The organism is Marinobacter sp. OP 3.4 (genome assembly GCF_036224885.1).
GTDB lineage: Bacteria > Pseudomonadota > Gammaproteobacteria > Pseudomonadales > Oleiphilaceae > Marinobacter.
In genome coordinates, this window is the sequence record NZ_JAVVLT010000015.1 from 17,367 (window position 1) to 37,923 (window position 20,557).

At 60.5% G+C, this 20,557-nt stretch carries 23 protein-coding genes; 5 read left to right on the top strand and 18 right to left on the bottom strand.

Annotation, left to right across the window (positions count from 1 at the left end):
* Nucleotides 1-28: 28 nt before the first annotated feature.
* Nucleotides 29-1,237, bottom strand: a complete 1,209-nt coding sequence (locus RO069_RS02400) for an acyl-CoA dehydrogenase family protein (RefSeq protein ID WP_328185120.1) — start codon at nucleotides 1,235-1,237, stop codon at nucleotides 29-31.
* A gap of 185 nt (nucleotides 1,238-1,422) precedes the next feature.
* Here RO069_RS02400 and RO069_RS02405 point away from each other — a divergent pair, with 185 nt between their 5' ends.
* Nucleotides 1,423-2,646, top strand: coding sequence for an MFS transporter (locus RO069_RS02405; protein ID WP_328185121.1), 1,224 nt, complete (start codon nucleotides 1,423-1,425; stop codon nucleotides 2,644-2,646).
* A gap of 21 nt (nucleotides 2,647-2,667) precedes the next feature.
* On the opposite strand, the gene RO069_RS02410 is transcribed toward RO069_RS02405, so the two are convergent.
* From RO069_RS02410 to RO069_RS02420, 3 genes are all read right to left on the bottom strand, one after another.
* Nucleotides 2,668-3,675 carry a zinc-dependent alcohol dehydrogenase family protein gene (locus tag RO069_RS02410; protein ID WP_328185122.1) on the bottom strand — a complete coding sequence of 336 codons (1,008 nt, stop codon included), beginning with the start codon at nucleotides 3,673-3,675 and terminating at the stop codon, nucleotides 2,668-2,670.
* A gap of 109 nt (nucleotides 3,676-3,784) precedes the next feature.
* Entirely contained in the window at nucleotides 3,785-5,179 is a 1,395-nt protein-coding gene (locus RO069_RS02415; protein WP_328185123.1) for an MATE family efflux transporter, read from the bottom strand.
* Nucleotides 5,176-5,649, bottom strand: coding sequence for a MarR family winged helix-turn-helix transcriptional regulator (locus tag RO069_RS02420; protein WP_328185124.1), 474 nt, complete (start codon nucleotides 5,647-5,649; stop codon nucleotides 5,176-5,178). Before RO069_RS02420 ends, RO069_RS02415 begins: the two co-directional genes overlap by 4 nt.
* 103 nt (nucleotides 5,650-5,752) lie before the next feature.
* On the opposite strand from RO069_RS02420, the gene RO069_RS02425 reads away from it, so the two are divergent.
* On the top strand, nucleotides 5,753-6,571 hold the full coding sequence (locus tag RO069_RS02425; protein WP_328185125.1) for an acyl-CoA thioesterase: 819 nt from the start codon (nucleotides 5,753-5,755) through the stop codon (nucleotides 6,569-6,571).
* Nucleotides 6,572-6,861: 290 nt separating this feature from the next.
* On the opposite strand, the gene RO069_RS02430 is transcribed toward RO069_RS02425, so the two are convergent.
* The 12 genes from RO069_RS02430 to RO069_RS02485 all read right to left on the bottom strand — a co-directional run bounded on the left by RO069_RS02430 (nucleotide 6,862) and on the right by RO069_RS02485 (nucleotide 14,853).
* Entirely contained in the window at nucleotides 6,862-7,272 is a 411-nt protein-coding gene (locus RO069_RS02430; RefSeq protein ID WP_328185126.1) for a hypothetical protein, read from the bottom strand.
* A 65-nt stretch (nucleotides 7,273-7,337) separates the two neighbouring features.
* The gene (gene panB / locus RO069_RS02435) at nucleotides 7,338-8,123 is read right to left on the bottom strand and encodes a 3-methyl-2-oxobutanoate hydroxymethyltransferase (RefSeq protein ID WP_328185128.1); all 786 of its coding nucleotides are present in this window, start codon (nucleotides 8,121-8,123) and stop codon (nucleotides 7,338-7,340) included.
* Nucleotides 8,124-8,280: 157 nt separating this feature from the next.
* Nucleotides 8,281-8,646, bottom strand: coding sequence for a cupin domain-containing protein (locus RO069_RS02440; RefSeq protein WP_328185129.1), 366 nt, complete (start codon nucleotides 8,644-8,646; stop codon nucleotides 8,281-8,283).
* Nucleotides 8,647-8,676: 30 nt separating this feature from the next.
* Nucleotides 8,677-9,069, bottom strand: a complete 393-nt coding sequence (locus RO069_RS02445; RefSeq protein WP_328185130.1) for a hypothetical protein — start codon at nucleotides 9,067-9,069, stop codon at nucleotides 8,677-8,679.
* Between the two features lie 136 nt (nucleotides 9,070-9,205).
* A complete protein-coding gene (locus tag RO069_RS02450) occupies nucleotides 9,206-9,592 on the bottom strand; it encodes a tautomerase family protein (protein WP_328185132.1) in 387 nt (128 codons plus the stop codon).
* A 69-nt stretch (nucleotides 9,593-9,661) separates the two neighbouring features.
* Nucleotides 9,662-10,081, bottom strand: a complete 420-nt coding sequence (locus RO069_RS02455; RefSeq protein WP_328185133.1) for a VOC family protein — start codon at nucleotides 10,079-10,081, stop codon at nucleotides 9,662-9,664.
* A gap of 160 nt (nucleotides 10,082-10,241) precedes the next feature.
* The gene (locus RO069_RS02460) at nucleotides 10,242-10,649 is read right to left on the bottom strand and encodes a GFA family protein (protein ID WP_328185134.1); all 408 of its coding nucleotides are present in this window, start codon (nucleotides 10,647-10,649) and stop codon (nucleotides 10,242-10,244) included.
* Nucleotides 10,650-10,663: 14 nt separating this feature from the next.
* Nucleotides 10,664-11,518: an isocitrate lyase/PEP mutase family protein gene (locus RO069_RS02465; protein WP_328185135.1), complete on the bottom strand. Its 855-nt coding sequence runs from the start codon at nucleotides 11,516-11,518 to the stop codon at nucleotides 10,664-10,666.
* Nucleotides 11,519-11,602: 84 nt separating this feature from the next.
* Complete coding sequence (locus RO069_RS02470) at nucleotides 11,603-12,985, bottom strand: ribonuclease J (RefSeq protein ID WP_328185137.1); 1,383 nt, start codon at nucleotides 12,983-12,985, stop codon at nucleotides 11,603-11,605.
* 76 nt (nucleotides 12,986-13,061) lie between these two features.
* A complete protein-coding gene (rho, locus tag RO069_RS02475; protein ID WP_328185139.1) occupies nucleotides 13,062-14,033 on the bottom strand; it encodes a transcription termination factor Rho in 972 nt (323 codons plus the stop codon).
* 126 nt (nucleotides 14,034-14,159) lie between these two features.
* Nucleotides 14,160-14,546, bottom strand: a complete 387-nt coding sequence (locus tag RO069_RS02480) for a hypothetical protein (protein ID WP_328185141.1) — start codon at nucleotides 14,544-14,546, stop codon at nucleotides 14,160-14,162.
* 4 nt (nucleotides 14,547-14,550) lie between these two features.
* A complete protein-coding gene (locus tag RO069_RS02485) occupies nucleotides 14,551-14,853 on the bottom strand; it encodes a winged helix-turn-helix transcriptional regulator (RefSeq protein WP_328185142.1) in 303 nt (100 codons plus the stop codon).
* Nucleotides 14,854-14,997: 144 nt separating this feature from the next.
* Between RO069_RS02485 and RO069_RS02490 the strand changes: the two genes are divergently transcribed.
* The 3 genes from RO069_RS02490 to RO069_RS02500 all read left to right on the top strand — a co-directional run bounded on the left by RO069_RS02490 (nucleotide 14,998) and on the right by RO069_RS02500 (nucleotide 18,829).
* Nucleotides 14,998-15,936: a carbon-nitrogen hydrolase family protein gene (locus RO069_RS02490; RefSeq protein WP_328185143.1), complete on the top strand. Its 939-nt coding sequence runs from the start codon at nucleotides 14,998-15,000 to the stop codon at nucleotides 15,934-15,936.
* A gap of 211 nt (nucleotides 15,937-16,147) precedes the next feature.
* Nucleotides 16,148-17,626 (top strand): hypothetical protein, encoded by a 1,479-nt coding sequence (locus RO069_RS02495; protein WP_328185144.1) that lies wholly within the window; start codon nucleotides 16,148-16,150, stop codon nucleotides 17,624-17,626.
* Between the two features lie 390 nt (nucleotides 17,627-18,016).
* Nucleotides 18,017-18,829 (top strand): thioesterase family protein, encoded by an 813-nt coding sequence (locus RO069_RS02500; protein ID WP_328185146.1) that lies wholly within the window; start codon nucleotides 18,017-18,019, stop codon nucleotides 18,827-18,829.
* Nucleotides 18,830-18,942: 113 nt separating this feature from the next.
* Here RO069_RS02500 and RO069_RS02505 read toward each other — a convergent pair whose 3' ends face one another.
* Both RO069_RS02505 and RO069_RS02510 read right to left on the bottom strand, forming a co-directional pair.
* Entirely contained in the window at nucleotides 18,943-19,518 is a 576-nt protein-coding gene (locus RO069_RS02505; protein WP_328185148.1) for a DUF6843 domain-containing protein, read from the bottom strand.
* Nucleotides 19,515-20,360, bottom strand: coding sequence for a hypothetical protein (locus tag RO069_RS02510; RefSeq protein ID WP_328185149.1), 846 nt, complete (start codon nucleotides 20,358-20,360; stop codon nucleotides 19,515-19,517). Before RO069_RS02510 ends, RO069_RS02505 begins: the two co-directional genes overlap by 4 nt.
* Nucleotides 20,361-20,557: the final 197 nt, after the last annotated feature.

A 20,557-nucleotide genomic window follows, 5' to 3' on the forward strand; every position in this document is an offset into this window, starting at 1 on the left:
TGGGGCAGGCCAATGTCCAGGTCAGACCTCACCCGACGGGATGCTTCTTCAACTCCATCCGCCCCAACTGGTTGCGGTGGACCTCGTCCGGGCCGTCGGCAATGCGCAGGAATCGGGCCACGGCATAGGCGGCGGCAATGCCGTGATCGTTGATCACCCCGGCGCCGCCGTGGGCCTGCATCACCCAGTCGATCACCTTGCAGGCCATGTTGGGGGCGGCGATCTTGATCATGGCGATTTCCGCCTTGGCCACCTTGTTGCCCACCGTATCCATCATGTAGGCGGCTTTCAGGGTCAGCAGCCGGGCCTGCTCGATGGCGATACGGGACTCGGCGATGCGCTCCAGGGTCACACTCTGGGTCGACACCGGCTGGCCGAAGGTCACCCGCTGCTGGGTCCGTTGGCACATCTGCTCCAGCATCCGTTCCGCCAGGCCGATCAGTCGCATGCAGTGGTGGATGCGACCGGGCCCCAGGCGGCCCTGGGCAATCTCGAAGCCCCGGCCTTCGCCCAGCAGCATGTTGGCGGCGGGCACCCGCACATTGTTGAATTTCACCTCCGTCACCCGGTCCAGGGTGTCATAGCCGAACACCGGCAGCGGACGCACGATCTCCACCCCCTCCGCATCCCGGGGCACGATGATCATGGACTGCTGCTTGTGGCGGTCCGGATTGTCCGGATCGTTCTTGCCCATGAAGATAAACAGGGAGCAGCGGGGATCCGTGGCGCCGGAACTGAACCACTTGTGGCCGTTGACCACATACTCGTCGCCATCCCGGACGATGGATGACTGGATATTGGTGGCGTCACTGGAGGCCACCGCCGGTTCGGTCATGGCGAAGCAGGAGCGGGTCTCCCCCTTCAGCAGGGGTTCCAGCCACTGCTTTTTCTGCTGGTCGGTGCCATAGCGCACCAGCACCTCCATGTTGCCGGTATCCGGTGCGCTGCAGTTGAACACCTCCGGCGCAAAGGCTACCCGCCCCATGAGTTCGCACAGGGGTGCATACTCCAGGTTGGTCAGGCCGGCGCCGTACTCGGATTCCGGCAGGAACAGGTTCCACAGCCCGGACTCCCGGGCGATGGCCTTGAGTTCCTCCAGCTTCGGGGACACCCTGAACGGCCCCAGTGATCGGATTTCCTCCAGTACGGTGGCTTCATTGGGGTAGATGTGTTCGTCCATAAATGCCTGAACCTGCGCCTGCAGATCCCGGACCCGGTCGCTATAGTCGAAGTTCATGGGGGCTTCTCCTGATGAGGGTGATCACCGGAGGCTGACACCGGAGCAAGGCGCTGTCTTGTGTCAGGAGGCTATGGCCGATAGTCAGGGCACCAGGTTTACGCGGAATGACGGATTTCCCGTTACAGGTGCCTCGGGTTACCATGGTCTATTCCCTTACCTTGCTAACATTCGAAGACTGACCGTTGACTCCAGACAAGCCGTCCAGCGCCGACACCGTTGCCCCCGCCGAGGCCCGCAGGAACTTCTTTATCATCTGCCTGGCCCTGGGCCTGTGTTTTATTGTCTATTCCATGTTGATTGTGGCGGTCCCGGTCTATGGGCTGAGGCTGGGTGCGTCACCGCTGGTGCTGGGTGCCGTGCTGAGTACCCAGTATCTGCTGCCGTTGCTGTTTGCCATTCCCCTGGGGGGTGTCGTCACCCGCTATGGTGGCCGCGCGACCCTGTTGGCCGGGGCGTGGCTGATGGTGGTGGGCCTGTTGTCCATGCACTTCTGGTACGGCTACCCGGGGCTGGTGCTGGGGCAGCTGCTGGTGGGGCTGGCCCACCTGCAGATGGTGCTGTCGGCCCAGACGCTGATTTCCAACCTGGGCACTGGTCCGCGGCTGGAGCAGTACTTTGGCTGGTATTCCACCTGGCTGTCCGGCGGGCAGGTGGTGGGGCCGTTGCTGGCGGGGCTGCTGTTACCGGAGCAGGACGGCGTCGGTCAGGTGTTCCTGGCGATGACGGTGATTGCGGCTCTGAGCGCCATCGCCGGCCTGTGGCTCACCGGTCAGGCCCGGGAGCGTCTGGTGGTCGAGCGGCGGAAAAGCGGCTTCCGGGCCCAATGGCACCTGATGCAGACCAGCCGGGGCGTGCAGCTGTCGGTGCTGGTGACCGTGTTGGGCATGTTCGCCCTGGGGGTCTACGGCAGCTACCTGCCCGTCTACCTGGAAAGCCTGGCCATGAGCCCGGTGGTGATCGGCGTACTGGTCAGCCTGCGGGCCGGTGTGTCCATGGTGATCCGGCCCTTCATGGCACGCCTGATCGCCCTGGTGGGCGGTCGGGGCCCGGCGGTACTGCTGGCGCTGGGCTCCCTGGCCGTTGGAATTGCCCTGCTGGGTTTCTCGGAGCAGATCGTGCTGATTGGCCTGCTGGCGGTGCTGGTGGGGCTGGGGTCGGGCCTGACCCAGCCCCTGTCCATGGTGATCCTGGCCGAGGCCGTCGATAAGGAAAAACGCTCCGGCGCCCTGGGAATGCGCCTGATGGCCAACCGGGCGATCCACTTCCTGGCGCCCCTGTTGTTCGGCGGACTGCTGTCCCTGGGCGGGTTCCCGCTGGCCTTCGGAGCCTCCGGCGTGGCCATTGCCCTGGCCCTGGTGATGACCCAGCGGCTGTTCGGCGCCCTGCCAGCCCAGGGCCGGGGCTGACAGGGAATTCCGATCCGCTGATCAGAACTCCAGGCAGATCTTGCCGAAGTGTTTGCCGGCCTCCTCATAGCGGAAAGCGTCGGCGATCTCGGCCAGCGGGAACGACCGGTCGATCACCGGATGCAAGTCATTTACCTCAAGGGCACGCACCATATCCTGCTGCTGGGCCCGGCTGCCGACGATCAGCCCCTGCAGCCGTGCCTGCTTGGCCATCAGTTTCGCGGTGGGAACCTCCCCCGCCCGGCCGGTGAGCACTCCGATCAGTGAGATATGGCCGCCAATGCTCACCGCATCGATGGACTCCGGCAGGGTACCGGGACCGCCCACCTCAATCACATGGTCCACGCCCCGGCCACCGGTCAGTTCAAGCACCCGCTGGCCCCAGGCGGGTGTCGATTTGTAGTTTATGGTCTCGTCCGCTCCCATCTTCCTGAGCTGTTCCAGTTTGGCATCGGAAGAAGAGGTGGAGATGACCCGCGCGCCCATCATCCGGGCAAACTGCAGGGCAAAGATGGACACGCCCCCGGTACCCAGGGTGAGCACCGTATCCCCGGCCTTGAGACTGCCATTGACCACCAGCGCCCGCCAGGCGGTCAGGCCCGCGGTGGTCAGGGTGGCGGCTTCAGCGTGACTATACCCGGCCGGCGCCAGGGTGAAGGCCCGGGCGGGCGCGACCACCTGTTCACGGGCATAGCCATCAACTCCGTCGCCGGGCGTGGTGCTGAAGTTGGCGATGGGCGCCGGCCCGTTCAGCCACTCCGGGAAAAACGTGGACACCACATGGTCACCGACCCGGAAGTCACTGACATCATCACCCACGGCCTCCACCACACCGGCCCCATCCGACATGGGGATCCGGCCATCATCGGTGGGAATCCGGCCGGAGACCACGGAGTAGTCATGGAAGTTCAGGGAACTGGCGTGGATCCGGACCCGCACCTCCCCGGGGCCGGGTTCGCCGGGCTCCGGGCCATCGGTGATCCGCAGTTGATCGAGTCCGCCGGGTTGCGCAAGTGTGGCGAGTTTCATGGGGAACCTCCGTTCATGGGATGTTCGTATGGGTGAGGGGAGAGAACCAGCTTAGGGTATGGGGGTGGGGTGTCAACAAGGGGGCGCCGGGTAGCGCCGGCCCGGCTGGTCATTGCCCCACCGGTGCCCGGCGCCAGGCGCCGAGTCGCAGGGCGCTGGCCGTAATGGCGCCGAACAGCAGCATACCGGCGGCGATACAGGCGTAGACCGCATCCAGCCCGAAACCGAACCCGTAGGCCACCAGCGAGGCGCCGCCAATGGCCACCACGAACCGGACCAGGGCAGCAAACACCGGCCACTGGATAAAACCCGCCCCCTGGGAGCCGAAGTAGAGGGCAAGTCCCAGGCCCTGGAACAGGAACACCGGGCCGACAATCTGCAGGAACCGGGCACCGGCGGCGAATGTCTCCGGATCATCGGTGAACAGGCCAACCCAGAGACCGGGCGCTATCGCCAGCAACAGGCCGACACCGCCGGTCAGTGCTGCCGCAAGCGCACCACCGGTCCAGCCCACCTGCTCGGCCCTTGCCACCTGTCCGGCGCCCATATTGGTCCCGACGATGGCGGTCATGGCGGCGCCGATGCCAAACACCATCGGAATCAACAGGAACTCCAGCCGGGCGGCGATACCATAGCCCGCCAGGGCTGCGGCGCCGAAACCGCTGACAATCACGTTCACCGCGGCAATGGCCAGAACCGTGAGTACCGGGGACAGCGACGCCAGGGCCCCGACCCGGAAGATATCCGCAAACAGCCCGCGTTGCAGGGTCAGGCTGGACAGCCGCAGTTGCAGTACCTGTCCACTGCCAGCGAGCCTGACCAGGAGCACGGCGGCCATCAGGCCCATGGTCATCACCACGGAAATGGCGGCGCCGGCCACTCCAAGTTGCGGCAGACCCGCCCAGCCCAGGATCAGCGCACCGGATAGCGGGATCTGGATAAAGGCACCCAGCACGATCACCACGGCCGGAAAGCGCATTTCCCCCATGCCCCGGTAGATGGCCGCGATAATACCCATCAGCCACAGGGCGACACTGCCCCCAAACAGGATATGGCCGTAGACCAGGGCGTCGTTGATTACCGCCGGGGTGACGTCGAGTTGATTGAGCAGGGTCGCCCCGACAAGCCACCACAGCAGCCAGAACAGACCGCCCGCAGCCACCGCAATGGTGACGCCATGCCAGATCAACGCCTCGGCCTGGTCCCTGCGGCCCCGGCCCAGTGCCCTGGCCACCGAACTGCTCAATGCCCCACCAATCGCACCGTTGGCCAGCATCTGCATCAGCATCAACCCCGGGAACATCAGGGCAATGGCAGCCAGTGCCGCGGTGCCAAGATGCCCGATGAACCAGACCTCAGCCATGCTCACGGTGCCCTGCACCAGGAAGGCGATGGCATTGGGTGCGGCCATGGCGAGGATCAGGGGCAGCGCCGGACGGCTCAGCATCTGTTCGGTGCGGGTGATGGCGGCTGGCCGGGCCGCTCCCGGCGCGGAGGCGGTCATGAGTCTGCCCCGGTCGGCTCGTGGGGCGCGAGCAGGTCAAGGGATTCATCGATCAGGCTGTGCAGCGCCATGACCCGGTCTTCCCCCAGCATCCCGTTGATACGCTGCTGGGCCCGCTTCCAGTGTTCCCGGGCCTGGTGCCACTTCTGCCGGCCATCGTCGGTGATGACAATGGTCCGGCTGCGGCGATCCGGGCCGGGGGACTGGGCGAGCCAGCCGGCGTCCAGCAGGGGCTTCAGGTTGCGGGTGAGGGTGGAGGCGTCCATTTTCATGGCCCTTGCAAGATCCCCCGGTCGCACCGGACCCAGCTGGATGACGTGGGCCATCAGTGCATACTGGGTGCCCTTGAGTCCGGCCTGTCCCAGTTCGGCATCGTAGAACTGCGACACCTGCCGCATCAGCTGCCGTATGCGATAGTTGGTGCAACCCTGTGGCCTGGCCTTGTTGGATACCGGTGATTTGACGGTCATGGGAGACTCCGGATAGTATTTGTAGCTGCAAGTATTGTATATGCAACTATTGCCGTCAAGATCCGACAGCCGGGTCCACCTCTAATCCGTGTGCGAGGCCATCATGACTGACAACAACACCCCCGTTCATCCCCTCGACCAGGCCGTCGCCCTGACTCCCGTCGATGCCGGACGCTGGCGGGGAGCCACCAGCCCGGCCTACGCCAATATGGTCGGACCATTTGGTGGCACCACCGGCGCGACGCTGCTCAATGGCGTGCTCTCCCACGAGGAGCTGCTGGGTGAACCGGTGTCGCTGACCGTCAACTTCGCCGCACCCGTGGCGGATGGCGACTTCGAGGTCATCGCCCGGCCGGTGCGGACCAACCGCAACAGCCAGCACTGGTGGGTGGAGATGATCCAGGAGGGTGAAACCGTGGCCTTCGCCACCGCTGTAACCGCTCGACGTCGCGAGACCTGGGCCAGCACCGAGAGCGCCTTCCCGGAGGTGCCGCCCGCGTCTGACCTGAGCGATGCGTCAAAGGAAGGACGCCCGAAGTGGACCAGGAACTACGACATGCGTTTCGTGGATGGTGAACTGATGAAGGAACCGCACCCGGAGTACCCGTCCCGGAGCCGGGTATGGCTGCAGGACCAGCCGGCGCGGGCACTGGACTTCGTCTCCCTGTCGGCCCTGTGCGACGCCTTCTTCCCCCGCATCTACATCCGGCGGCCAAAGCTGGTGCCCATCGGCACCGTCTCACTGACCACCTATTTCCATGTCAACGGTGAGCAACTGGCATCCATCGGCAGCGCCCCGGTACTGGGCGTGGCCAGCGCCAACCACTTCGGCCAGGGGTTTTTCGACCAGAGCGCCGAAGTGTGGAGCCAGGGCGGAGAGCTGCTTGCCACCACGCATCAGGTGGTTTATTTCAAGGAGTAACCAATGGGCTGTTCTGCCATACTTGGCAATCAGTAAACAGGATTCCTGGAGCAACCTCGGCAATGAGCGTCAAGGCACCAGCCTCGAAGAAATCGCGCCCTGTCACTCGTGCGTCCATTCGTCGTTCAGTGGCAAGCTCCACGGCCATAGAAACCGGTGAAAGTATCCAGGAGCTTGAAAGCAAGTTGCGCCGTAAGTCTGGTAAGTTCCGACATATAACGTTGGCCACCTAGATGCTTTATCCAGTCTGAGTATGGCCTTCGCGGCCGGCTGGGTATCGCCGCGCCAGGTTAACTGGAGGCCCGGATGTACCACCTGGGCCTGATGCGCCCGAAATCCCGGCGGACGTTTGTTTTCAGGGCCTTTTTGGAATCCAGTACCTTTGCCTCGCCACCTTCCCGGACAAACACTACCCAGTGCCAGAATGGCCTGCCCTGTTCCATACGCCATTTGATGGCCATGAGGGCCTTATCCGGAAGGCGCTCCCAGGATTCGAACGGCGTTTCCTGAGGCGATGCGGAGATACCGAATTCCCGCAGAAGTGTCCGGACGTGACTGGTCTCCGACCATAGCGCGGTATCTTCGGCGTAGATACCCAGGGCATTCGCCTTCCGCTTGGCCTCCGCATAACTGACGCCTGCGAGAGCCGCGCTTGCGGCGATACCACAGCCGGTTATTTCTTCCTGGATGACTGGTTTCATGTCTGTATCAATTAATAGTTTGCGCCAGGGGCGTGGCGCCAGAAGCCTCCTGGCGCCTGCACTGGTTAACGTCCGTTTGTGCCGGTGAACTGGATAATATTGTTTGGAAACTCCATGGATTCCACCTCTTGGGAAAACTCCCTTGCCACTTGCAGTACTGTTTTGCTGACATAAGCATACTGCTTTGAAAACGGCGGCCAGTAGTCACCCAGCCCCAGTGCATCATTGATCACCAGAACTTGCCCGTCACAGTCTGGACCAGCACCGATGCCGATCGTCGGTATGGACAGGCCCTTGGTAATCTCGCCCGCAAGTGCATAGGGGATATGTTCGATGACCACCATGAATGCGCCAGCATCCTGTATGGCCTGGGCGTCATTCATGATTTGCTTTGCTTCTTCCTGAGTCCGACCGACCTGCTTGAAGCTCTTCGCTGTCTGGGGAAGTAAGCCGGTATGCCCTACCACCGGAATATTGTGGCTCACCAAATGTCTGATGACCTGAGTGTTGGGGCCTTCCAGTTTCACGCTGTCCGCCCCTGCCTGCAAAAGGCGTCGGGCACTGGTTAACGCTATGTCCGGGGCGTCATCCGTTCCGTAGGGCAGATCACCAATGATATGGGTATTCTTTGCGCCACGACGCACTGCGCCTATGTGATATTCCATGTGCTCAATGGTGACATTTCTCGTGCTGTCAAACCCCATCTCAACCATGCCAACGGTGTCGCCTACGAGAACTATCGGAATCCCTGCTTCTTCTACACTTCTGGCAACCGGGCAGGTATACGCTGTCAGCATCGGTATGGGGGTGGAGCCCTTCATGGAAACAAAGTCCTGCGGATTCAGTTTCATACCGGTTTTCCTCCTGTGGCTGTGGGAAGTCAGCTCCTGCCATAAACGGCGCAGGGAACATCTTTAATAGCTTACATATTCAGCAGTTCAAGCTCCAAGCAAGGACAAGAGGACATGCACCAAAAGCAGCCAGTTTTTAATGAAAGATGCCTAACCGCTACACCCAGATGTCATTCTCCGCCTGAAGCTCGCCACCTGATTCCCCTGTATTAACGACGCCTTGGGGTTCGATCAGGAGGACATGACACTCATTCTTGGCAAAAGGCCTATGTTCCACGCCTTTGGGAACCACATACATATCACCCTCGGATAGATGAACAACACCATCCCGAAGCTCGATGCCCATTGCCCCCTTGACCACCAGGAAAACCTCATCGGTATCCTTATGGTCATGCCACACGAAATCGCCCAGGAATTTGGCCACCTTGAATTGGTAGTCGTTCATTTCCGCCACGACGCGTGGCGACCAGTGTTCTGAAAACTTGCTGAACTTCTCAGCCAGATTGACGACGTCTGATGGCATTGGTGTATACCTCTATCTGTTCCCGTTCTGTTACTCGACCTGGTCGACGGTGGCAAAGGCCAGGGCTTTACCGTCCCCAAAGGACAGCATATAAGACTCCGACCAGGACGTGACCGATATCCCAGCGGCATCCAACAGATCCCAGTTTACAGAGGCAACCGCGCACTCAGAGCCCAGCCAGTTTATGAAAAGATTCGAGTAGCGGCATTCACGACACCCTTGCGAGTGGTAGTCATCCAGGTACGACTGAAAATATGCCGCCAGATCCGAACGTGAGTCGAAAACCCTGCACACATCACCAGGCCCTTTGGCCATGTACGGAAGGCTAAACTTATTGGCCACCCGATCACCACCGAAGCTAGAAAATGCAGCGACGAAATCATCGAAAAACGCTCTGATGGTGGGATCCTGTTCTTCGTCCATGTAGTTTCATTTCCTCAACGTATTCCGGTGGTGTCACTTGTCAGGGCGCTCCAAGGTTCAGCGACCTCTCGCCACGTTCAGCAAGGCCCTTGTGGAACAGGATGCCCGCCAGGCCTGGAACGAACCGGAGTGGATGTTACACATTGACGGAATAATTGAGGTCACGAGCCTCATCGCCCGTCATGCCCCGGAAGCCCCAGCAGTGGGCAGGCTGCTCGTTTATGGTGATCTCGACATCGACGGGTGAGATCCCAATCTCTGACTCAACCTTCTGGAATAGCTCCTTGATCAGGGCTTTCTGGGTTTCCGGCTTGCGACCGTGCATCATATTGATCTCAATAACCGTGTAAGCGGGCGTTCTGCCGCCTGGGTAATAGAAATCTTCGGCGTCCATTGGGATGAACCGATGAGCCCGCTTGTCCTCCGGCATACCCAGGATTGATTGCATGCACCCGTGAATGACCTCGGAAAGTCGGGCCTTTACCGGATTCAGGTGTTCCTTGATTCCATAGATGACGATCATCCTGCCTCCTGCAATGTCAGCGTTGGTGGCGTCCCCGGATGGGGCGCCATATTCCGGTGGCGGGCGCTCTTAACCTGCCTGATCGTCTGCGGGAATCGCAGCTGGATCCATCCACATGGCCTCCCAGACATGCCCGTCGGGATCCGCCAGATTCCTGTTATACATGAAACCAAGTTCCTGGACAGGGTTGATGTCTGCCGTGCCACCATTCCTGGCAGCCGCCTCGTTCATGGCATCGACGGCTTCCCGGCTGTCGCACGACACGGCAAGCATGACTTCGCTGGACGTTGCCGGCGGGATCGGCCGGTCGGTAAAGGTATGCCACTTGGCGTGGGTGAGCAGCATCACGTTGATCGCCTCGCTCCATACCATGCAGGCTGCGGTATCGTCGGTAAAGTGTGGGTTGTTCTCGAAACCGAGGGCCGTGTAGAAATTCATCGATGCCTTGAGGTCTGTCACGGGCAGGTTCACGAAGATCATTCGGGACATGGTTCGCTTTCTCCGGACTGTGGATTAATCGACAGCCTCATGTGCTGTCCTCTCCTAGTCGAACAGCCCATCGCGATTTCGACAGCCACGAGACATTCTTCCGCGTTCCATCGAGACTACGATCCGTACCGTACTGAAGGTCATCTTCAGCTCGACGGTGCTAAGGCTGCTTGTCATAAACCGCCACACCCTCAGGTATGGTATACCAGTCCTGCTTCTCGCTGACCCAGACATGGGCGGTCGGTTTGATGATGCTGGTATCGGACAGATTGGATGGTTTGAGCTTTATCTTATCAGGCTGGTCGGGGTTAAAGTGATAGATGCGGTTACCACAGGTCGGGCAGAACAAGGCCCCGTTTATATTGCCGCTTTCCGCAACCCGTCTCCACTCCACCATCTCGCCCTGAAACTCGATGGCGGTGGTATCTACAACTGCCGTGATGCTGAACGCGCTGGTAGAAAGTTTCTGGCACTCCCTGCAGTGACAGGCCATCATCAAAAGGGGCTCAGCGAGCAATTGATAGGTCACGCCCCCACACTGGCAGGATCCTTCGATGGGATAGTTCATATCTGTCTCATCCTTTACAGTTCCGATTCGAAAATCCGGTTCAGTTCAGTCTGGGGTATCTGTTCCTTCGCGTAGGAAAAGGTACCGTGTTCCAGCATCTCCTGCGCGGCCGCGCGCAGCTGAAAATACAGGGCGCGCGCCAGGCTGCCACCGATGCTGACCCGGCGGACGCCCAGGTCACGCAGTTGCGCGAGGCTTACGTCGCTGCCGCTCAGCCCCATGACCACGTTCAGGGGGCCGGTCAGTTCACGAACCAGCTCGCGAACGGTGTCGACATCACTTGCACCAGGTGCGAACAGACAATCAGCGCCTGCCTCCCGGTAGAGATTAGCCCTTTCTATGGTTTCCGCCAGGCCACCCGGTTTCCCGATGTTGAAGCGATCGGTCCGGGCCACCAGCACGAACGGGATACCACTCTCATCAATTGCGCGCCGCGCCGCCGCTATGCGTTCCACGGCGTATGATCGGTCGTAGAGAGGATGCGTCTCATCGCCTGTGTAGTCTTCAATGTTGCCGCCCACGGCTCCCGCCTCAATGGCACGCCGGATGGAGTCGGCAACTGCTTCCGGAGAATCGCCGAACCCACTCTCCAGATCCGCGTTGACGGGTACGGAGACGGATTCGCAGATGGCGGAGACTTCCACAAGCATGGCGTCGCGGTCCATTCTTGCGTCGGGAGAGCAGAAACCGTTGTCAGGCTTGCCCCGTGAGAAGGCGATGCCTGCACTTGTGGTGCCGATGGCATCAAATCCGGATGCAACCAGCATCTTGGCACTGCCTGGATCCCAGGCATTGGGCATCAGGAAACAGCCCTCGTCTTGATGGCGCTTCAGGAAGCGTTCTGCTTTCCGTCTCTGAATGTCATTCATGCCTGGAACCTCCTGTTGGTCTGTGTATCCGTTTCGATGAAGCCTAATATCCGTCCCACCATCCTGCCACCTCCGTTTCCGTGCTCAAACCACCCGAACCAGCTCCCCCTTTTCCCACCCAAGCCGTCCGGTTTCCACCACCTGCCGACGTATACCCGGTACCGGGCGGATCATGAACAGATCGCCGTTACGGCCGAGCAGGGCCTTGGGTACGCCGCATTCCCGCGCCAGGCTGGCATGGGCGTCCATGTGTTCGGCTTCGCCATGCACGGGGATGGCCACGTCCGGCTGCACCCACTGGTACATCGCCCGCAGCTCATCCTGCGCCGGGTGGCCGGAGGCGTGGATGGGCAGGTCGGCGGCTTCGGCAGTGATCACTTCCACACCCTGTTCCCTGAGGCTGGCAATCAGCGCCTCGATAGCGTCTTCGTTGCCGGGGATGGCGCGGGCACTGAAGATCACCCGGTCCCCCGGCTCCAGCTCCACCTCCGGGTGTGAGCCCATGGCCATGCGGCGCAGGGCCGTGCGCGGTTCACCCTGGCTGCCGGTGGCGACGGCCAGTACCTCATCCCGTGGCAGGTAGCCCAGGTGGGCAGGCGGGATGAGGTGGTCGTCCGCGTTCCAGACGCCGGCGGCCTTTGCCGCGCCGGCCATGTTGATCAGCGAGCGTCCCATCAGGCCCATGTAGCGGCCGGTGACCCGGGCCACATTGGCCAGGGTGTGCAGCCGGGCGATGTTGCTGCCGAAACAGGCCACGATGACCCGCCCCGGCGCATCGTCGATGGCCGACAGCAACCCTTTTTCCAGTGCCGACTCGGACACGGAGTGCCCAGTCACCGTGGCGTTGGTGGAATCGCATACCATCGCCGTCACGCCTTCCTCCGCCAGGGCCTTGAAGGTGCCCGGTGTGTAGCCGTGACCCACCAGTGGCTCCTGGTCCAGCTTCCAGTCACCGCTGTGGAAGATATGGCCCGCCGGGGTGCGGATCATCAGGGCGTTGGGGTCGGGGATGGAGTGGGTCAGTGCCAGCCACTGCACCTCGAACGGGCCGATGGTGCGGCGCTCGTCCACGTCCACCACATGGATCGGCACCCGGTGCAGCAGGTCGAACTCCGCCAGCTTGCGGCGCAGGATCTCGGCGGTGAAGCGACTGGTGTAGACCGGACATTGCAGCAGCGGCCACAGATAGGGCACGGCGCCAATATGGTCCTCGTGGGCGTGGGTGATGATCAGCCCGGCAAGCTGATCGCGGCGGTCAGCGATAAAGGCGGGATCGGCCATCTGCACTGGCGGCTCGCCGCGCCCGTGCACGGTGCCGTCGGCGATCACCCGACCGGGCCGGGGAAAGGTCACCCCGCAGTCCACCATCAGCCACTGGCCGTCGTGGCCATAGAGGTTGAGGTTCATGCCGATTTCACCTGTGCCGCCGAGGGGCAGGAACCAGAGGTCGTTGTGGTCGGGTGTCATGGAGACCTTTTTGTGCTCGGGAAATGGGTCAGGCTGAAGTGTAACCTGAACCTGGCTCTGTCCCGGTAGCGCGGATTCAATCGATGGGTGTCCCGGGAATGTTTTTCAGGAGCTCGGCATTTGTGGGGTACTTCTCAAGCAGTTCAACCAGTTTTTTTGTGCCCTCAAGCGGTTTGAGACCGCCAAGCGCCCGGCGCAACGCTCTTATTTTGTCCAGATCTTTCGGATCTAACAGCAGCTCTTCACGGCGTGTACTGCTTTTCGAGATATCCAGCGCGGGGAAGATTCGCTGATTCGCAACGTCTCTTGATAGAACCAGCTCCATATTCCCCGTGCCCTTGAATTCCTCAAAGATAACCTGGTCCATACGGCTGCCGGTATCAACCAGAACGGTTGCCAGAATGGTAAGCGAGCCGCCATTCTCAATATTTCGTGCAGCGCCAAACAACCTCCGCGGGATCTCCATCGCCCGGGCATCGACCCCGCCAGACATGGTGCGACCGCTGCTCTTTAGCTCCGCATTATGCACACGGGCAAGCCTGGTGAGTGAATCAATCACAATCATGACATTGTGACCCTCGCCAGCCTGTTGGCGGGCGAGATCAAGAAGCTCATCGGCAACGCGAACGTGATGAGCATAGCTTTCATCCGAAGAAGAAGCGTGTACCTCAGCCGGGACGCTACGCCTGAAATCCGTGACCTCTTCGGGCCGCTCATCGATCAATAACGCGTAGAGTTTTATCTCGGGATACGCCTTTCCCACCGCCTGGCAAATATGTTTCAGGATCGTCGATTTTCCAGACCCCGGCGGTGCAACGATCAAACCCCGCTGCCCCATTCCAATCGGCGTGATCAGATCCATCGCACGCACCGTGGTTTTTTCTGACCCTGACTCCAGGCGAATCCCCGGCGCCGGATTGATAACCACACCGTTTAAAAAGCGCTTTTGTGGATCAGCCTCACCCTCAACCACAGCCTCGGCTTCCTCAGCCGCTGGTTTGGCGTCTTTATTTCGTGTCCGGGTTAAACCTAATGTCTTTCTCGTCATGGCTGTATGGTAACTCCTGTTTGATAGATATGTTCCGAAATGGGCTGACAAGGCCAGCCTTAATGGGTTGCAGTGAATTTTGTGATACGCATAGAGACGACCTCGTGTTGTTGCTAAGGCGTCGCTTCAGAGCGGGTGTGCGTTGACGCTTCTGCTGGCGGCAAACACGCTCCGACCCAGCCACTGCCAGAGGTCCCGGGAATCCCGCGTGCTGCCACGTATAAGCAGCCGGCGAGCCTGTTGCTCGGCATCCGGGTCACTGTCACCGGTCCAGATTTCAGTCAGGCTGGCAACGCTGGCCTCTACCACCAGGGTCAGTTCGTGGCCGGGGTCTTCACGGCACAGGTCGATCTCTCTGTTGGCAACCACCAGCCACCAGTGCCGCTCCCGTTGCCGGGCATCATTCAGGAAAAAGTGGATGACCACCCTGCGGTCAGGGGGGAACGCATCAATATTCGCAAAACGGCGGATATCCCACATCAGGAAGCCGGCATCGAGCTGGTTTGCCTGCAACCGGCTACCAATCCATCTCGCCCCCCCAGTGACCTATGGCCAGGATGATCGGGCGCAACTCCTCACCCGCCGGTGTAAGCACATACGCCTGATGGCTGCCTTCCTGCACCCGCCGAAGTACGCCCACTTCCTCAAGTTTTTTCAGACGCTGGGCCAGAAGCGTTGCCGACATTCGCGGCAATCCCCGTCGGATGTCGTTGAAATGGGTGCTGCCACACAGTAACTCCCGTACCACCAGCGGCGTCCATCGTTCCCCGAGTATTTCCGAGCCCCGGGCGACGGTGCAGAACTGTCCATAGTTGGTCATGAGCTTTGGCTCCGTGGGCGGCGTTAATGGCCCGAGCTTTCATCCTAGTCCTTTTAAGTGCGGCTGGCGCTCCATTTTCTGGACTATCGCCGGTATCCGGCCGGGGGGATAGTGATTCTGGAAACCACTCATAAGGGGAACAACATGATCAAGCTCGCTATCGTTCAGGAACCTCCGGTCTTTCTGGACCGGGAAAAGACCATCGAAAGGGCGGTACAGCTGGTTCAGGATGCCGCCAATCAGGGAGCCCGACTGATCGTTTTCTCGGAAGCCTTCATCCCCGGCTATCCCGCCTGGATATGGCGGCTGAAACCGGGCGGCGACTGGGGGTTGTCGGAAAAATTACACGGGCGCCTGCTCGACAACGCCGTCCAGCTTGGGACTGACCAGTTGCGCCCGCTGCTGGAGGTTGCCAAAGAAAGGCAGGTGACCATTGTGTGCGGTATCAATGAGCGCGACGAAGACACCAGCCGGGCCACCCTCTATAACTCGGTACTCACCATCAGCCCGCAGGGTACGGTGCAGAACTGCCACCGCAAACTCATGCCCACCAACCCGGAACGCATGGTGTGGGGATTCGGCGATGCCGCCGGGATGAGGGTTATCGACACCCCCGTTGGTCGGGTCGGGTCACTGGTGTGCTGGGAAAACTACATGCCTCTGGCCCGCTACGCACTGTTCGCCCAGGGGATCGATATCTACATCGCCCCCACCTACGACAGCGGCGACCGCTGGATTCGCACCCTCCAGCACATTGCGAGAGAAGGGGGATGCTGGGTGCTTGGTGCGGGCAATGTGCTGCGTGCAAGTGACCTGCCCGATGACTTTCCGGAGGTTGACCGCCTGTATCCGGACAGGGAGGAATGGATCAACTCCGGTGATTCGATCGTTATTTCACCCGCCGGGGAAATCGTAGCCGGCCCCCTGCGCCAGGAAACCGGCCTGTTGTTTGCGGACATTGAAGTCAGCGAAGTGAACGCGGCAAGACGCAGCCTGGACATCGTCGGCCACTATGCGCGGCCGGACATATTCTCACTGCAGGTGAACACCCGGCAGCAAAGGCCGGTGAGTTTCAATGAATAGAACCGGGTAACTAAACCAGTAAGGGGAAATGGTACAAAGCCGCAGTGTAACCCAGAATCCTGCGGGGGCGGCGGCGTTTAAGCGAGCTCATACGGTCAGATCCTGCGTTTTGAAGTCCTCTCAATTCCGAGGCTGGCAGGGTGTGCTAGGCTGAAAACAGTTCTGCTGTCGGCCGGTACCGACAGTTCTGACCAACCGTTACGGCACCCCCATGGCAGCCAGGGCAATGATCCGTTTCCCCCCAGTAGTAGCGCTGCTCCGCAATGCAACAGCACTGGCTTTCGTGGTGCTGGTTCTCGCGGGATGTGCCAGCTACCGTCCTCCCGTACCTATGTTCAGCGCCGGCTGCACCACCGCCTGGGAAGATGTCGACCGGCAACTGCACCGGGCGGGTATCGAAGATGCCCAGGGTACGGAAATTCCGGGTTACCCCTATCTGAGGGTCAATCGGACCCTGGTGGATATTGACCTGAAATCATTGGACCCGGGACAACGGCAGGACTGGTTAAATCACGCATTGGCCAACGGTGAGAGCGCGTTGCGCGCACGCCTGAAACGCCTGGAGTCTCCCCACGGGTTTGATCCGGCCCGGCTGATGCAGTGTGCCCGGCAGCAGGTGGAGAAGCTGGCCGCCGATTCCCGCCAGTGGCAGGCACTGGTGCCTGAGGTACATCAGCCGGATGCCTACCTTGACTGGCAACGGGTTGTCGGTGTCTATCCGCTGGTGCGGCCGATATTGTCGTACCAGGTGGGTCAGCTTGAGGAGGAACAGGCCGGGCTCTTCGGCACCTCCGTTGACGGACCCGATGCCCGCCTCTATGCGCCGGCCCCGTTGGCACCCGCCCCGGCGAAGGTAAGGGCCATCCTCGACCGTGAGCAGGCATGGGACGACGTGGGGATGCCGTCGTTCGAGCCGGAGGAACTGTCACAGCTACTCGCCTATCATGCGCCCTACCTGATGCTGGCAGGCAGCAAACCCTACGACATACCGGGCAGCCCCTATTGGAGCAACGGCCAGTGGCAGGTGAGACCACCGGTCAGGGCCTACACCCTGCTTTCCCGGGTCCGCTGGCAGCACCAATGGCTGCCGCAGTTGGTGTATGTGTTCTGGTTCGACAGACGGCCCCGGCCCCACGCCCTGGATCTTTATGGTGGTCGCCTCGATGGCCTGATCTGGCGGGTGACGCTGGACCGGAACGCCGAGGTGCTGATGTACGAAAGTGTGCACCCCTGTGGCTGCTACCTGCAGTGGTACCCCAACCCGGACCGGCTCCGGCTGGTGCCTGAAGCCGTGGGTGACGAGATCATGTCGGTTCTGCCCATAGAGCCACCCGCGAACGATGCCACCACCGCACGGGCAACCCTCCACCTTCAGAGTGGCACCCACTACGTCACCGATGTCCGGTTCGGGTCGCCATCAGCGTCGGGCAAAGTCGCGACCCGGTACCAGATGCTGGACTATGACCGGCTCCGCGCGTTACCGGATGGCCAGGGCGGACACCGGAGCCTGTTCCTCCCCAACGGTCTGGTGGCGGGTACAGACCGCCTGGAACGGTTCCTGCTCTGGCCCACCGGCGTGCTTTCCCCGGGCGCCATGCGTCAGTGGGGACACCATGCAACAGCGTTCATTGGCAAGCGCCATTTTGACGATCCGGATCTGCTCAACCGCTACTTCGAACCGGTGCCATAGGGCACGGTGGTTGCCATCGTGGTGTTCGAGCGGGTTCCCTGCGGCAGCGGCCACACCCATCCCCAAGACCAGACTTTCCCGGTATGCTGGTCTAGTGTCCCGTCTGGCTAATTCCTTAACCTACTGAGCTTCTGAAAAGCCGAAGAGCTAGGCGTGCTGGTGAAGGTTTGGTGGTTCCAAATCGAGACAGCAGAACGACGCTATTCGGCTTTTCAGGAGCTCCCGAAGGGCTTGCCTCTGAGGACTCTGAGCCTGTGTTGCCAGTCTTTGATGTGGAACCACCACACCTGCAGACTGGCGCCTTGGTCAGAGCCCTCAGAGGCAAGCAGTAGATTAAGGAATTAGCCAGACGGGACACTAGTTACTACAACAATCATAAGGAAAACAACGATGGCCGAGGCGTTATTCCTGCGCGAAGGTGAAACCTACGTACCCACCGAGAATGCCAGCGGGCCCTGGAGCCCGGATTACCTGCACGGTGGCCCGCCCACCGGGCTGCTGACATGGGCGCTGGAGCAGGCCGCCGCAGGCAGTGGCCTGCGCCTGGCGAGACAGACCACCGACCTGCTTCGCCCGGTGCCATCAAAGCCGCTCACCGTACGGGTCGAAACGGTACGCACCGGCCGCAGGCTTCGCGTGCTGCAGGCCGATCTGCTGGCGGATAATATCGTCGTCAGTCGGGCCACGGCGCTGTACCTGGAACAGGCTCCGCTGGACGTTCCGGAGCACGCCCGCTTTCCCGACGACACCCTGCCGGCCCGGGAGGGCCCGGCGCAGACCCTGGTACAGATCTCCGAACGTGGCCGCGACGTGCCGCAACTGACACTCACCGGGCTGCACACCACCGCCGAGGTCCGCCTGATCGACGGCGTGCAGGGCCGTGGGGTAGGGCGGGTCTGGATGCGGTTGCCGATCCCGGTGGTGGCCGGTGAGCCCTGTTCAACCACCGTACAGGCGGCCACCCTGGCGGACTTCGGCAACGGCATCGGGCAACTGCACGTGGCGGACGACGTGGGTAGTATCAATGCCGACATCAGCCTGTACCTGACACGCCCGCCCTGCGGCGAATGGATAGGGTTCGATGCGCGGGCCCGCATGGGCGACAACGGCAATGGTCTGGTGGAGACGCGGTTGTTCGATGACAAAGGGGGGATTGGTCGGGTGACGCAGGCTACGTTGGCTATGCCGGTTTATGGGGGCTGACGCGCTGATGGGAAAGTCGCCGGTTGGGGGCAAAGTGCGTCGGCGACCTCTGTTGTTCAGTGAGAAATTATGAAAGTTGGAGCCAGACGAATTTCTGTATTCAGGCCCTGGTTTTAATCTGTTGATCTTTCATTGCAACTTTCGAGAAAAACACTCTCGGGAATTGCTCCGATACCTTGGTCACTATAGATCTCGAAGTAATTTACCTGCTCCAAAGCCTGGGACTTGGTCCCAACATAGAAACTCTTGCTGTAAATGTTGCAATGCCTGACCGGCTGGATCTCCGAAATGCCCCCGCCAAAGACATAGGTCTTCCCATCGGCGCGATTGTCACTGGTGTCATGAAGGCTGGTTGTCCAGCGCCCGGTGATGGGTTGCAAGTCACCGTTTTCACCGTCATAGAGGAAGCGGATTTTGTCGCTGGCAGTTCGTCCGGGATTTGGGCCACCCTTGCTAAGCAGAACGCCACTGTCAGGAATCTGGTATATCCGGGTTCCGTCTTCCGTCAGTGGCGGCTCGCCAGACTGGATGCCAAAAACGATATGAAACGATCCCACGTAATCTTCCGGGATGACATAGCGTTCCGGATCCCTTGTTTCGTCCGATTGTGCGCAACCTGCCAATGCGATGGTGGCCAGAAGGATGCGGGCGGTGTGTCCCAGCAGGCGATATAGAAAGGCTCCGGTCATAACAGACACTCCAGGTCGAACAAGCCTTTCAGATCTGTTTGTTCAAGACCCATGCAATGACCGCTGTTCGGGCTAATGGAAAGGAACCGCTGGTTCCACGTTTCGATGGTTTGATACGTTAACTCTGTTTCGTTGTTCCTGCGCCGGGCCAGCTCGTCGCCAATCATGCCAGTGAACTGTCCTTTTCGCCCTAATGGGAGCCTGACGGCACAGGCAATCATGGGGTAGTTGAGGTTGGCGGCCAGTGTGGTCGCTGGCATGCCCTTACGAACATGCACACCGAGGAACACAGGTGTTTGCCCGGGCCCTACGATAAAGGCCTCGCAATTGGGAAAACCGTCACCTTTAACGTATGCCACCAGATCCATGTGACGATTGGCCCGGTCGATATCGATAAGAATCCGGTAGCTTACGTTGAGAGTTGGTACGTAGCTAAAACCCAGGTTTTCCTGCATTTCTCCTGAACCTGGCATGGCATGGTTGACCCCGCCGTAGTTCCCGGAAATACGATACCGATGCACTGAGGGAGGCGCGTGGTGGTAGGTGCTGAGGACGCGCCCTTTGGGCTTTAAGGTTTCCGAGTATTCGTAGGGCTTGTCGGACCAGGGCGCTCGGGATGGGTCAGATGTGGTGGTAATTCTGCCCAGGCTTCCACTTTCTGCATGAAAGGTGAACCGTTGCCATATCCGGGAAGTGATCGAAATCGGGCCGCTGGGGCGTAATGAGAAGCCTCGATCATCGCCTTCGAAGAAAAGCCCGGACCAACCAAAGGTCTTTTCCGGGTGAAACGAACGGATATTGAATTCGTAGTCCGCCAGTTCGGCGGGAGGCAGCTTGGCCATGGTTGTCCTTCCTTTAGACGAGGGCGTTCCTTGATTCCGTTGGTCAGATTACTGGGTTGGATGAATCTGGGCAAGCTGCTGACGTTGAACAATGGTTCATGCCGTTGTTCCCCAGGTTCGTCATTTTACGTCGCAAACGGCGATATTGAGCGGTTGGCGTAGTTCGCTCATAGTTCCTGGCGTGATAATCACTTGGA